Origin of the sequence: Tropicibacter oceani, assembly GCF_029958925.1 — a bacterium.
Classification (GTDB): Bacteria; Pseudomonadota; Alphaproteobacteria; order Rhodobacterales; family Rhodobacteraceae; genus Pacificoceanicola; species Pacificoceanicola oceani.
On sequence record NZ_CP124616.1, the window covers coordinates 1,998,403 to 2,011,366 of the forward strand.

At 66.2% G+C, this 12,964-nt stretch carries 11 protein-coding genes; 6 read left to right on the top strand and 5 right to left on the bottom strand.

Annotation, left to right across the window (positions count from 1 at the left end; translation table 11 throughout):
* Positions 1 to 65: 65 nt before the first annotated feature.
* Positions 66 to 3,281, bottom strand: a complete 3,216-nt coding sequence (locus tag QF118_RS09680; protein WP_282298863.1) for a hypothetical protein — start codon at positions 3,279 to 3,281, stop codon at positions 66 to 68.
* A 160-nt stretch (positions 3,282 to 3,441) separates the two neighbouring features.
* Here QF118_RS09680 and QF118_RS09685 point away from each other — a divergent pair, with 160 nt between their 5' ends.
* The gene (locus QF118_RS09685; protein ID WP_282298864.1) at positions 3,442 to 4,137 is read left to right on the top strand and encodes an SIMPL domain-containing protein; all 696 of its coding nucleotides are present in this window, start codon (positions 3,442 to 3,444) and stop codon (positions 4,135 to 4,137) included.
* Between the two features lie 48 nt (positions 4,138 to 4,185).
* Here QF118_RS09685 and QF118_RS09690 read toward each other — a convergent pair whose 3' ends face one another.
* Positions 4,186 to 5,478 carry an O-acetylhomoserine aminocarboxypropyltransferase/cysteine synthase family protein gene (locus tag QF118_RS09690; protein ID WP_282298865.1) on the bottom strand — a complete coding sequence of 431 codons (1,293 nt, stop codon included), beginning with the start codon at positions 5,476 to 5,478 and terminating at the stop codon, positions 4,186 to 4,188.
* 236 nt (positions 5,479 to 5,714) lie between these two features.
* Between QF118_RS09690 and QF118_RS09695 the strand changes: the two genes are divergently transcribed.
* Positions 5,715 to 6,563, top strand: coding sequence for a DUF1444 domain-containing protein (locus QF118_RS09695; RefSeq protein ID WP_282298866.1), 849 nt, complete (start codon positions 5,715 to 5,717; stop codon positions 6,561 to 6,563).
* Here QF118_RS09695 and QF118_RS09700 read toward each other — a convergent pair.
* Positions 6,560 to 7,717: a WD40/YVTN/BNR-like repeat-containing protein gene (locus QF118_RS09700; protein ID WP_282298867.1), complete on the bottom strand. Its 1,158-nt coding sequence runs from the start codon at positions 7,715 to 7,717 to the stop codon at positions 6,560 to 6,562. The genes QF118_RS09695 and QF118_RS09700 overlap by 4 nt on opposite strands.
* Positions 7,718 to 7,769: 52 nt before the next feature.
* Positions 7,770 to 8,774 carry a GT-B fold glycosyltransferase domain-containing protein gene (locus tag QF118_RS09705; protein ID WP_282298868.1) on the bottom strand — a complete coding sequence of 335 codons (1,005 nt, stop codon included), beginning with the start codon at positions 8,772 to 8,774 and terminating at the stop codon, positions 7,770 to 7,772.
* Positions 8,775 to 8,866: 92 nt separating this feature from the next.
* On the opposite strand from QF118_RS09705, the gene QF118_RS09710 reads away from it, so the two are divergent.
* On the top strand, positions 8,867 to 9,409 hold the full coding sequence (locus tag QF118_RS09710) for a hypothetical protein (protein WP_282298869.1): 543 nt from the start codon (positions 8,867 to 8,869) through the stop codon (positions 9,407 to 9,409).
* A gap of 85 nt (positions 9,410 to 9,494) precedes the next feature.
* Here the strand turns inward: QF118_RS09710 and QF118_RS09715 are convergent, their stop codons facing one another.
* Positions 9,495 to 10,187 carry a metal-dependent hydrolase gene (locus QF118_RS09715; protein WP_282302444.1) on the bottom strand — a complete coding sequence of 231 codons (693 nt, stop codon included), beginning with the start codon at positions 10,185 to 10,187 and terminating at the stop codon, positions 9,495 to 9,497.
* Positions 10,188 to 10,439: 252 nt separating this feature from the next.
* Between QF118_RS09715 and gatC the strand changes: the two genes are divergently transcribed.
* Genes gatC through QF118_RS09730 form a run of 3 tightly spaced genes read left to right on the top strand, consistent with a single transcriptional unit; the run spans position 10,440 to position 12,948 of the window.
* Positions 10,440 to 10,727: an Asp-tRNA(Asn)/Glu-tRNA(Gln) amidotransferase subunit GatC gene (gatC, locus tag QF118_RS09720; protein WP_282298870.1), complete on the top strand. Its 288-nt coding sequence runs from the start codon at positions 10,440 to 10,442 to the stop codon at positions 10,725 to 10,727.
* On the top strand, positions 10,727 to 12,214 hold the full coding sequence (gatA, locus tag QF118_RS09725; RefSeq protein WP_282302445.1) for an Asp-tRNA(Asn)/Glu-tRNA(Gln) amidotransferase subunit GatA: 1,488 nt from the start codon (positions 10,727 to 10,729) through the stop codon (positions 12,212 to 12,214). Before gatC ends, gatA begins: the two co-directional genes overlap by 1 nt.
* A gap of 32 nt (positions 12,215 to 12,246) precedes the next feature.
* The gene (locus QF118_RS09730) at positions 12,247 to 12,948 is read left to right on the top strand and encodes a hypothetical protein (protein WP_282298871.1); all 702 of its coding nucleotides are present in this window, start codon (positions 12,247 to 12,249) and stop codon (positions 12,946 to 12,948) included.
* Positions 12,949 to 12,964: the final 16 nt, after the last annotated feature.

Sequence of the window (12,964 nt, forward strand, 5' to 3'; positions counted from 1 at the left end):
ACAGGACAAACAAAAAGCCCGGTGCAGTCGCCGGGCTTTTTTGTACGCGGATAGACGTAGGGATGTTAGCCGCGCGGCATTTTCAATACGACGTTGCGGCCGCTTTTGACGTAGCGCAGTTCGGATTCGCCGATTGCGGCAACGCGGCCGCCATCGACGCTGTCGCCGATCTTGACCTTTTTGTAGGCGCCCGAGGGCAGGCGCACCAGCGCGCGGCGGTTGGAGGGGGTGCCGAAGATGCCGACAAGGCTGACCTTGCCCAGGTTGATGGCGTTGCGCACCGTGGCGGCCTGGGCGACGCTGCCACCGGTCGACCCGCTGGGCTGCACCGTACGCGGGGCCACGGCGGCGGCCGAGGCGGTGCGGACCTCTTGTTGTTCCTGCTGTTCCTGGCGGCGTTCGGCGCGCTCGACCAGGGCGCTCATGTTGCGCGGGCGCGTCACGGGCACAAGCGAGGCCTGCACGGCCTGCTCGGTCGCAGGGCGGTCCGGTTCCGCAACCTCGGCCTGTTCCTGCAAGCCTTGCGGGCGGCGAACCGGGCGCAGCCCGGCCAGTTCGGTCCGCGAGATCCCGGTCTGGGTGGCGCGTTCGCGTTGTTCGATGATGTCATCCGGGCGGGTTTCCGGGCGCACCCGCGATAGCGGGTTGGCATCGCTGCCGGTGGCGGCAGGGCTGCCCGGATCGACGGGTTGCGGGGCAGGCGCGGCGGCCCGCAGGGGCGGAACGGCCGGCGGCAGGCCGGTAAAGATGCGTAGCCCCTCGGGGGTCAGCGCGCCCTCGGGGGTGGCGCGCACCAACCCGCGCTCGTCAAAGTCAAAGACCATTCCGGCCGGTGGCGGCAGGCCCGGATCGGCCAGGCCGGGTTCCTGCGGCAAGTTCAGCGGGTTGGGCAGGGCGATGGCATCCAGTTCCTGGACGTCCGGGTCGATGGAGACAGCATAGACCTCGTCCACGTTGTCCTCGGGCGGGGTCAGCGGCGCCGAGGGCGCCCGCTGCCAGATGCCTGTCGCCGCATAGGTCGCGGCGGCCTGTTCCGGCGTCAGGGTCTGCGGTGCGGCGGGCTGCGCCAGCGCCGGGGCGGTTTGGCCCGCGTCCGGCGTCGCTTCCAGCGCGGCAAGCTGGATGTCTTCTTCTTCGTCCCCGGCGTCGTCGTTCGGATCGAGCGCGGCAGAGGCTCCGCTCTGGGCGGCTGGGTCCAGGCTGGCGATGGCTTCGGTCTGGGCCGGGTCCTTGCGGAACAGGCTGGCAAGCCCGTCCTGCAGGAAGACCGAGGCCCAGGCCGCGACACCGGCCAGGAACAACAGCAGGGCGGCGGTCAGCATCAGCCCCAGGAAACGCGGCTTGCCGCCGACTGGCTGGTTGCGCGCGCCAAAGATGGTCATGCGCGCGGCTTCGTCTTCGCGCGACAGGACGGCGGCGCCGCCTGCTGCGGGCTTGCCGATGGGCTTGGTCAAAGCCTTGGACGCGGGCTTGGCGGGCGTTTCGCCCAGTTTTTCGCCCTTGCCGGCACGGAACGACGCGATGCGGCCCAGCATGCCAGCGGGCTTTGCCGCCGGTGTTGCCACGGTCTGCGGTTCGGGGGCAGGGGCGGGTTTGTTCAGGGATGCGCCGCGCATCGCGGCCATGGCGCCCATCGCCTTGGCCGAAAGGGTGTCGGGCTTGGCTGCAGCGGGCTGCGAAGGCTGGGGCGATCCGGACAGCGCGGGCGCCTGCGGGGCAACCGGGGCCTTGGGCAGGACGGGTTTGGGCGACGGCGCGGCGATGGCCGGCGTCGCCGCGGGTTTGGCCTCTGGTTTCGGGTCGTCTTTCTTGCGACCCGAGAGAAAGCGCATGGCTGCGCCCATCGCGCCGCCCTTGCGGGGGGCGTCGTCGTCGGTTTCGATCCGCCCCGAGGTGACGGCCGCATCCTTGATCGCGGCGTCCGGCGTGCGCGCCGGGGTAAAACGGCGCTGCGGAGCGCCGGGCAATGCCGGAGCGTCAGAGGATTCTGTTTCCGGGGTCCGGGCCGCCAGGGCGACAGCGCGCTCGCGTGCGGTCAGTTCCTTTGCGCCGGGCGGCTGCGCGGGGATGCCGCCGATCTTCGGGCCATCCACGGGCTTGGGCGGCACGGTGGATTTGGGCGCGACGGCGGGCGCCGGGTTGACCGGTGCCGGGGCGGGCTTGGAGGCCTCGTCCGGGGCTTCGGGTTTTGCCGGGGTTTGCGGTTCGACCAGCGGCGTAAAGCGGGCCTTGACCTCGGGGCGGGGTGCCTCGGGGGTGGGGGCGTCGTCGGCAGCAAGCGCCGCGCGGATGGTCGAGAAATACAGGTTCGCGCCAAGATCGGCCTCGTCCGGGGCCTTGGCGGCCGGTGCGGGATCGGGCGATTTTGCCGGTGCGGCATCGCTGGTCGCGGCGGGCTTGGGGTCGGGGGCCTCGGCGGCGGGCGCGGGCTGCTGGGGCGCGGCCATTGGGGCCGGTTTCTCGGGCTCGGGCACGGGATCGGGCAGCGAGAATTCGAACTGCGGCGCGGCGTCAGGTTGCGGCTGTTCGGGCGCGTCCTTGGCCTTGTCGGCGACGATTGGGGTTTCGGGGGCTTGCTCAGGCTCGGGCTGCGCGCTTGCGGCCTCGGGCAGGTCTTGCGGTTCGGGCTGAGCGGGGGCCTCGGGCTGGGCGGCCGGTTCTGGTGCTTCGGCCTGTGCCGGCGCTTGCGGAGGCTCTGCCGGTTTCGGCGGCACGGCCGGTTCGGGTTGAACGGGTGTCAGGGCCGCGTCGTCGGCGGGGACCACCAGGATTGCCTCGGGTAGGCGTTTGACCCGGCCTTTCCAGCCTTTGACCTTGCCGAAATGCACCGCGCCCTTGAAGGAATCGACAGGCGCGATGGCGGCAAAGGACACGCCGCTGAATCCATGCTGGCCTGCAAAACCTTCGGCCTCGTCCAGGGTTTCGCGGGCCACGGCCGCAACCAGAAGCCGCCCGCGATCCTGCGCGTAGTCAAAGACCAGATCGTCGACCGCATAGGGTGTCGCCCCGTCCAGGGCCGCGCGAATGGCGGTTTCACGCGCGCCGGCATCGCCGCCCGGATCGGGTGTATCCAGATAGCGGATCTGCTCGTTCGGGATGATCAGGGCAACCTTGCCGCCGTCAGGATCAAGGGCCAGCGCCTGTTCGCGCAGTCCGATGACGGCGCTTTCAAGGTCGGGCGTGTCCAGGGCCACGTCGGCAATTCTGGCCCAGACGCCACCCATGTGACGCAGCAGCGTGATGCCTTCGAACGAAAGGGAAAGCGCAAAATTCGGTGTCATGGGCGGTCTCTAGCAGGCCTGCCGTGGCGGTTGGAGTCATATTCTTGTTTCGTCCCAGTATAGAGCAAGCTTTTGCCGAGGAAAAGAAAAGCCGTGACATGGCCTTGCAGGATTCGGCCGATGGGCGTTGGATGCGCGAAACCACAGACAGGAGTTTGTCATGCGTTCGCTTGCCCTGATTGCCGCCCTTGTATTTGTCGCGCCCGCCCTGAGCGGCGCTGCCAGCGCAGAGGCCCCGCGCACCATCACCGTTTCAGGCGAGGCCGAGGTCGTCGCCGTGCCCGACATGGCCGTCGTTACCCTTGGCGCGCAGGCGCAGGACGAAACCGCGATCGGCGCGATGAACAAGACCTCGGAGGCGCTGGACGCGATCATCGCGCGGTTGTCCGAAATGGGGATCGCGGCGCGTGACATCCAGACCAGCGCGCTGCGGCTGGACGAACGGTGGGACAACAGCTCGCTCAGCGGTGGGCGCGAGCTTGCCGGTTATGAGGCGTCGAACATGCTGACGGTGCGGGTGCGGGATCTGGACGCGCTGGGGGATGTGCTGCAGGCGGCGCTGGACGATGGCGCCAACAGCCTGTCAGGGCTGAGCTTTGACATCCAGGACCCGCGCCCGCTTCAGGACGAGGCGCGCAAACTGTCGGTGCGCGATGCCATGGCCAAGGCGCAGTTGTATTCCGAAGCGGCTGGGGTGGCGCTGGGGCGAGTGGTGACGATCACCGATGCCGCCAGCCCGATGGTGATGGCGCGCGACATGCCCATCGCGATGATGGAGGCGCGCAGCGTTCCCATCGCCGTCGGCGAGATCAGCCTGCGCGGCCAGGTGACAATGGTCTTTGAAATCGCGCAGTAGCCGCGCGAAAAAAAAGGGGGCAGGCCGCGGCCCGCCCCCTGTCCTTGCTCAGGCCGAGGCCTTGGCCAGCGCCTGATCCAGATCGGCGATCAGGTCGTCGGCGTCTTCGATGCCGATGGAAATGCGCACCACGTTGGGGGCCGCACCCGCCGCGATCTGCTGTTCTTCGGTCAGCTGGCGGTGGGTGGTGCTGGCCGAGTGGATCACCAGGCTGCGGGTGTCGCCAAGGTTGGCCACGTGGCTAAAGATTTCCAGCGAATCCACCAGTTTGACGCAGCCTTCATAGCCCGACTTCAGTGCCACGGTGAACAACCCGCCCGCGCCATTGGGGCAGATCCGCGCGACGCGGTCGTTATAGGGCGACGAGGGCAGGCCGGCATAGGTCACCTGATCCACCGCCGGGTGGTTTTCCAGCCAGCTGGCGATGCGGTTGGCGTTTTCCACGTGGCGCTGCATGCGCAGGCTCAGGGTTTCGATGCCCATCAGCGTGTAATGTGCCGCCTGCGGGTTCAACGTCATGCCCAGATCACGCAACCCGATGGCGATACCGTGGAAGGTAAAGGCCAGCGGGCCGAAGGTCTCGTGGAACTTCAGGCCGTGATAGGCGGGCTCGGGCGCGCTGAGCGACGGGAACTTGTCGCTGGCGGACCAGTCGAACTTGCCGCTGTCGACCACCACGCCGCCGGTGACGGTGCCGTTGCCGGTCAGGTATTTGGTCATCGAATGCACCACCAGCGTCGCGCCGTGATCAATCGGGCGGCACAGGTAGGGCGTGGCGCTGGTGTTGTCGACGATCAGCGGCAGGCCGGCCTTGTCGGCCACCTTGGCCACGGCGTCGAGATCGGTGATATAGCCGCCGGGGTTGGCGATGCTTTCACAGAACACGGCGCGGGTGTCATCGTCGATCGCCGCCGCGATGGCGTCCAGATCGTCGAAATCAACGAATTTGGCCGACCAGCCAAAGCGCTTGATGGTCTGGCTGAACTGGGTGATCGAGCCGCCGTATAGGCGCGTCGAGACCACGATATTGCGGCCCGGCGCCATCAGCGGGAACAGCGCCATGATCTGCGCCGCATGCCCCGAGGAACAGCAGACCGCCCCGACGCCGCCTTCCAGCGTGGCGACGCGTTCCTGCAAAACCGCAACGGTGGGGTTGGTCAGGCGCGAATAGATGTACCCGACCTCTTGCAGGTTGAAAAGCGCGGCGGCGTGTTCGGCATCGCGGAACACATAGGCCGTGGTCTGGTAGATCGGCGTCTGGCGCGCGCCGGTCGCCGGATCAGGGCGTGCGCCCGCGTGAATTTGCAGCGTGTCAAAGCCGTAGCTGGGACCTTCGGTCATGGAATCCTCCCGATGTTAACCTTTCCCTAGGGGTATGCCATTGTGTGCAGACGGGCAATCGCCCCCGGGCAGGGAAAGATGGCTTTCCTGCCGTGCGCCGTCCAGCCGGAACAGTTTCCCGCCCGCGGGCCGGTCTTTCGCGGTGGTTTTGCCCAGAACAAGAGCATTTGCCGTCATGCAAGCGCCGCAATCCCCGCGCAGGGTGTTCAGGAGAAGCAGACAACAAAACGAGTGCCATGACCCGATTTCACAGCCCTTCCGATCCCGCCTTTACCACGGTCGAGGCGCTGCGCGCCCATGTCATCGCGGGTTTGCATGATGCCCTGAAGGGCGCCGAAATCACCCCGGCACAAGAGGACCCCAACCGCCTTCTGGTGCATCGCAGCGGCGCGCAGCCGGGCGTTGTGCATCTGGGCAACCTTGCGACCGAGCTGGTCGGCCAATTGCCCCGCCCCGAGGCCGAGGCGCGCATCCGCGACTTTATCCACATGGTCAAGAAACTCGCCGCAGGCACCCCCGAGATCGCGGCCGAACGGCTGTACCCCGGGCTGCGGCACCGCGATTTTCCGCTCAACAGCGGGGCGGCGCCGATGACCCGCCCGGCGCCCGGCGATTGCGTGGCGGTGCTGATTTCGGATGAGGGCGCGCATACGGCCATGGTCACCGACGAGATGCTGCAAGCCGCCGGGATCGACCCGGACGACGCCTGGGACGCCGCCGAGGAAAACTTTGCCGAAGCATTGACCGGGCTGGCGCTGTACCAGTCCGACCAGGGGCTGATGTCGCTGGAAATTGACGGCTTCGAATGGCTGGGCAGCAGCCTGATGCTGGCACCGGTGGTGATTGCCCACGTGATGCAGGCACAGGAAACCGGCCCGGTCTACCTGGCCGCGCCGTCCCGGCAGTCGGTGGATTTCGTCGCCGCCAGCGGTGCCGACAGCCTTGCCGTGCTGGAACACTGGATGTCGATCCGCCTGAGCGAGCCGCACCCGCAATCGGACATGGTGTACCGTTTTGCCCCGGGCGATGCACAGCCGCGCCCGGCCTTTGTCTTCAATGATGGACGGCTGCACGCCTTGTCCTAGGCGTGCAACGTCTCGACGCACAGCACGGTGGGCAGGTGGCGCGCGATCTCGCTCCAGCTGTCGCCTTCGTCGAGGCTGGCAAAGACCGACCCCGAGTTGGTTCCGAAATACAGCCCCGGCCGGGGCGCGGTGTCCACGGCCATGGCCTGACGCAGCACGGTGAAGAAACAGTTTTCCTGCGGCAGGCCATCGCGGCAGGCCTGCCAGCTGTCGCCGCCATCGCGCGACCGCCAGACAGCCGCCGCGGCCCCGGGCGGAAACCGCCCCTGCGTGTCGCCATTGAGCGGAAAGGTCCAAAGCGTGTCGGGCTTGCCCGGATGCACCGCGATTGGAAACCCAAAGGTCGAGGGCAGGCCATCGGTCACGTCGTCCCAACTGCGCCCGCCATCGCGGGACCGGAACACACCGTGGTGGTTCTGCTGGTACAGCGTGTCGCCGTCGCCGCCCGCATGCACCATGTTGTGCACGCAATGCCCGGTTTCCCCATCGCGCGGCGCGGCGGGGTGGTGGTGATGGCCGCAGGCCTCGGCGTTGGACAGCCGGTTGCGCCTGTCCCATGTCACGCCGCCGTCTTCGCTGGCAAGGACCCCTGCGGCGGAAATCGCGATCCACATCCGGCCCGGGTTGTTCGGCGGGGCAACAAAGGTGTGCAATGTCATGCCCGCGGCGCCGGGGTTCCAGGTGTCGCGGCTGGGGTGGTTGGTGATGCCCTCGACGCGGTCCCATGTCTGGCCTGCGTCGGCGCTGGAATACAGCATTCCCGGCTTGCCGCCAGCGTACAGCCTGCCGCCGGCGCGCCCCAGCGACCACAGCGCTTCAAGCTCGCCGCTGAAGGGGGCAGGGTCGGAGGGGGCCACGCCCATCATCCTGGCGGCCTCGGGGTCGTTGCGGACCCATTCGTCGATCTGGCCATCGGCCAGTTTCGACAGGCTCCAGCTGTCGCCGCCATCGGTTGACCGCCAGACCCCCGCGCCAAAGAAATCCCCCCCGCCGGCGGCCCAGATCGTACCGCTGTCCGGATCGCCGATGGCGTGGTTGATGCCCCATCCGCCGCACAGCGGGCCAAGGGTGCGCCATGTCTGGCGATCCTCGTCCGAGCGCAGCAGAAACAATCCCTTGGTCGTGCCCACCAGCACGGTCACAGCCTTGGCCATGGCGTTTCCTCCTGTCCGCTGGGATCAGGATACCACGGCCATCGACCTGCGCCTATCGCAACCAGAAGCCTTCGCGCTTGATCTTGTTGCGGATGGCCTTTTCCTGGGCGGGCAGGTCGTCCTGATCGAACAGCGCGCGCACCTTGTCGCCGCGGTTCTGGTAGATCAGGCGTTTGAACGGCTCGTAGGTCTTGAGCACCTTCTTGATGCGGTTGGGCGCGGCGATCTGATGCAGATAGTCGACGGTGGCCTGATCCTCGCGCGCGAAAAGCAGCGGCAGGGTGCGGTAGTGGCATGACACGCTGCCATCCAGAAGCCCCGGGGGCAGGGTATCGCGCCCGCCGCCCAGCGAATGGATCACCAGCGGCAGGGCGACCTGGTCCAGCCAGGGGTCCAGCGATTGCAGGGCCAGTTCCTCGGGGGCGTCGTCGCGGATTTCCAGCGCATAGTCCAGGAACCGCTGCCCGAAGGCATGCGGGCATTTGTAAAAAAAGAAGCCCGCGTTGAAATAAAGATAGCGGCGCCAGTATTCATCGGGCTGCGCGCGGTCCAGCGAGCTTTCGTAATCCAGCCCAAAGCGATCGTAGAGCGATTTCCAGATCTGGCCGTAGCCGGGGCCATAGATTTCCAGCTGCGGCCAGGTGTTTTCCCGCCGCAAAGAGGCCGTTGGCCGGTCAAAGTCAAAGGGCACCTTGCCCAGGTCGTCCAGGATCAGCGTGTCGGTATCGAAAAAGACAAAGGGTTCGCCCTTGGGCAGGGCAAACAGCGCCTCGATCTTGTTGCCATAGGGGTAATCGGCGCCGAAGTGCCGGTTTTCAAAGGGCAGGAGCGTGGCGTTCAGGCTGCCTAGCAATTCGCGCAGCTGCGCATCCTTGATGCGCGGATCATTCGGCCAAAGCGCCGACGGCTGGGGTTCGGCGACGAAAAGACGAAACCGTTTGTCACTGCCGCTTTGCGCAAGCGAGGCGGCGAACAGCAGCGCCTCGTATTGCAGGCGGCCGGCCTGGCCGACGATCAGGACATTCACGGTCTGTGATTTCGCCGGTTTTCGTGCCATTCTGGGTCTGCCTGCTGCCGCTTTTCCGGCACTATAGGCGGGATCGGCGCGGGTCAAAAGCGCCAACTGGTCTGATTTCTAGGAGGTGACTTTTGCTGGATGTTTTTCTGATTCTGCTGGCCATCGGGCTGGGCGGTGACAAGGCGGGCCAAGCGCCCGAAACCGCCGAGGCGCAGGCCCCGGCCCCTGGCGGCGGCGCCAGCATGCAGGCGGGGCAGGGCGGCGATCCGTCCGGCGCGGCCGAGGCGCCGAAGTATCAGGCGGAAAGCCAGGTGCCGACAGGCCGGTTCACCACCGCGACCGAAGTCAGACCGATCCTCGAGATGACGCGGGCCAACTGGGTGGCGGTGCGCGAATATGACGGCCAGGACCTGGTTTACCTGACGCATCTGTTGTCCTGGCGCTGCGGTCTTGTGGCGATCGAGGTCAGCCTGAACGGCGGTGCGCTGGAGGAATGGCCGATGGAGCCCTGCCACGAGGACAGCAATGCGCCCAATGCCCTGATCGATGATCCGACCTCGATCTACCGCAGCTATCCTTTGGGCTTTGTCGAAACCATCAAGATAGAGATCACCTATGACGATCTGACCGCCGATACCGCCACCTTTGATCGCAAGGGGGCGATGATCCCGTGACACCGGGCGGCGCCACAGGGGGTGATGCGGCCCCTTGAGGGTGAATGGATTTTTCGACGAAAAATCCATTCACCGTCGCGCCGGGTCAAAGGCTGATTGGCTGCATCACCTGCGGTTCGATCACCGCGACGCGGGGCAGCCCCTCGGCCAGCGCGCTGGCCGATTGTTCCAGCGCCGGGAAGGTGCGGTAGTGGCAGGGGATCACGGTCTTGAAGTCGAAATAGCGTTTGGCGGCATAGGCCGCGCCTTTCATGTCCATGGTGTAATAGCCGCCCGCCGACAGGATGCCGATGTCGGGTTTGTAGAAATCCCCCATCCAGTCCATGTCGGCCATGATGTCGGTGTCGCCCGAGACATAGACCGTCTTGCCTTCGCCCGAGATCATGAAACCGCACTCCATCCCGGTGTACATCGGTTTGTCATCGACACTGATCGACGAGGAATGCGAGGCGGGGACCAGGCTGGCGGTGACAGTGCCAAGGGGGATGGTGCCGCCCTTGTTGAAGGCGTGGCCTTCGGTCGCGCCCTTTGCGTACAGGTATTGGGCCAGCTCGTAGATTGCCGAGACCGGCGCGCCAGTTTTCTGGCTGATCTCGACGATATCGGCGGTGTGATCAAAATGGCCGTGGGTGACCAGGATGTGGGTTGCACCGGCGATGGCGGCGTCCTTGTCCTGCCCTTCCATCATCGGATTGCCGTTCAGCCAGGGATCGACCAGCAGGATCTGATCGCCGATTTCGATCCGGAACGAGCCGTGGCCCAGCCAGAGGATGTTCATGGTCATTCTCCTTGGTGTGTCTGGTTGGTGTCTTGGGAAAAAGACTAACAGGTTCGCGGCAAGGGTCCAGAGCGGGGGAGGGGGCCAGCCCCCTCTGGCCTGCGGCCATTCACCCCCGGAGTATTTGTGCCAAGAAGAAGCGCAAAGGGGCGCGAGGTTGGCAATCTGCGCGGCTTTGCCGTGCCATATGCTTGCGGGTTGGCGCGCGGGGCGCTAAAGCCGGGGCAAATCTCAAGCAAAGAGGCCCTTCGCATGTCGATCGACAAGGAGACCGCCGCCCGCGTGGCCAAGCTGGCCCGCATCAAGGTGGAAGACGACGCTCTGCCCGCGCTGGCGCAGGAATTCAACGATATCCTCGGGTTCATCGAACAGTTGAACGAGGTGGATGTTGAGGGTGTGGAGCCGATGACCTCGGTCACGCCGATGCGGTTGAAGCGCCGCCAGGATGGTGTGACTGACGGCAACCAGCAGGCTGCGGTCTTGTCGAACGCGCCTGACGCCCGCGAGGGGTTCTTTGCCGTGCCGAAGGTGGTGGAATGATGTCCGATCTGAGCAAGATGAAGATCGCCGAGGCGCGCGATGCGATGCGTGCGGGCGATGTGACCAGTCAGCAGTTGACCGAGGCCTGCCTGTCCGCCATCGAAGGCGCCGGCGCGCTGAATGCCTTTGTCCACAACACCCCCGAGATCGCGTTGGAGCAGGCCAAGGCGGCCGATGCCCGGATCAAGGCCGGGGATGCGCCGGCCATGTGCGGCATTCCCTTGGGCATCAAGGATCTGTTCTGCACCAAGGGGGTTCCCAGCCAGGCGGCCTCGAACATCCTTGGGGGGTTCAAGCCCGAGTACGAATCGACCGTGACCAGCCAGCTGTTCGATGCCGGTGCGGTCATGCTGGGCAAGTTGAACATGGACGAATTCGCCATGGGGTCGTCGAACGAGACCTCGTGCTATGGCAATGCCGTGAACCCCTGGCGGCGCGGCAATGACGACACGGCGCTGACGCCTGGTGGATCGTCCGGCGGATCGGCCAGCGCCGTTGCGGCGGATCTGTGTCTGGCGGCGACCGGCACCGACACCGGCGGGTCGATCCGCCAGCCCGCGGCCTTTACCGGTATCACCGGGATCAAGCCGACCTATGGGCGCTGTTCGCGCTGGGGCATCGTGGCCTTTGCCTCGTCGCTGGATCAGGCGGGACCGATGACCAAGGACGTGCGCGACGCGGCGATCATGCTGCAGGCGATGTGCGGCCATGACCCCAAGGACAGCACCAGCGCCGATCTGGCCGTGCCGGATTTCGAAGCGATGCTGACCGGCGACATCAAGGGTAAGACCATCGGCATTCCGCGCGAATACCACATGGACGGCATGCCGGACGAGATCGAGGCGCTTTGGACCGAGGGGCGCAAGATGTTGCAGGATGCGGGCGCGAAAATCGTCGACATCAGCCTGCCGCATACCAAGTACGCCCTGCCGACCTATTACGTGATCGCCCCCGCCGAGGCGTCGTCTAACCTGGCGCGCTATGACGGCGTGCGCTATGGCCACCGCGCCAAGCTGAGCCACGGTGACGGCATCACCGAGATGTACGAAAAGACCCGCGCCGAAGGCTTTGGCCACGAGGTCCAGCGCCGCGTGATGGTCGGCACCTATGTGCTGTCGGCGGGTTTCTACGACGCCTATTACAACCGGGCGCGCAAGGTGCGGACGCTGATCAAGAAGGATTTCGAGGATGTCTTTGCGCAGGGGGTCGACGCGATACTGACGCCTGCGACGCCTTCGGCCGCCTTTGGTCTGGGCGAGATGAAGGATGCCGATCCGGTGCAGATGTACCTGAACGACGTCTTTACCGTCACCGTCAACCTGGCCGGGCTTCCGGGCATCGCCATTCCCGCAGGTGTCGACAAGCAGGGGCTGCCCCTGGGGCTGCAACTGATCGGCCGCCCCTGGGAAGAGGGCGATCTGCTGAATACCGCCTATGCGCTTGAGCAGGCTGCGGGCTTTGTGGCCAAGCCTGCGAAATGGTGGTAAACGCGGCCTGAATTGCACGAGGCAGTCTGATCATGCGGTATGTATTTTGTGGTTTCGCGGCGGCGCTTGCGCTTGCGGCCTGTTCCCCTTCGGTGCCTGACAGCGCGGCGGGCGTGCCCGATACCGGGCGCGGCGTCGGCTTTGGCAACTATGCCGACTACCAGGCGCGGCGCGAGGCAGCGCTGATCAACAACGCGCGCCCGACGACGGTGCCGGGGCCTGTGGACGTGCAGGGCGCGCCGCTGGCGACCGATGCGGAAACCGCCGCGCGCGCGGTGCTGGACGGGGATCCCGCACCTGTGGATGGCGGGACCAGCGTGCCGCAGGTCGTGACCAATTCGGTCGGCATTTCGGACGAAAACGATTTTTCGGCGGTGTCGGCACAGCGCGACATCCAGGACGACGCCGCACTGATCGCGCAGAACCGCGCCCAGTACGAGGTGATCGCCCCGACCGACCTTCCGACCCGGCCGGGCACCAACCAGCCCAACATCGTCGAATTTGCCCTGCGCACCACCAACCCCAAGGGGGTTGCGCTGTACAGCCGGTCCAGCTTCCGCGCCGAGGCGCGCTATCAGAAGGCCTGCGAGGCCTATACCTCGGGCGATCTGGCACAAGAGGATTTCCTGGCGCTGGGCGGGCCTGAAAAGGACCGCAAGGGGATGGACCCCGATGGCGACGGCTTTGCCTGTTCCTGGGATCCTGCGCCGTTCCGGGCGGCCCGAAACGGCTGATCCCTTGATCGGAGAG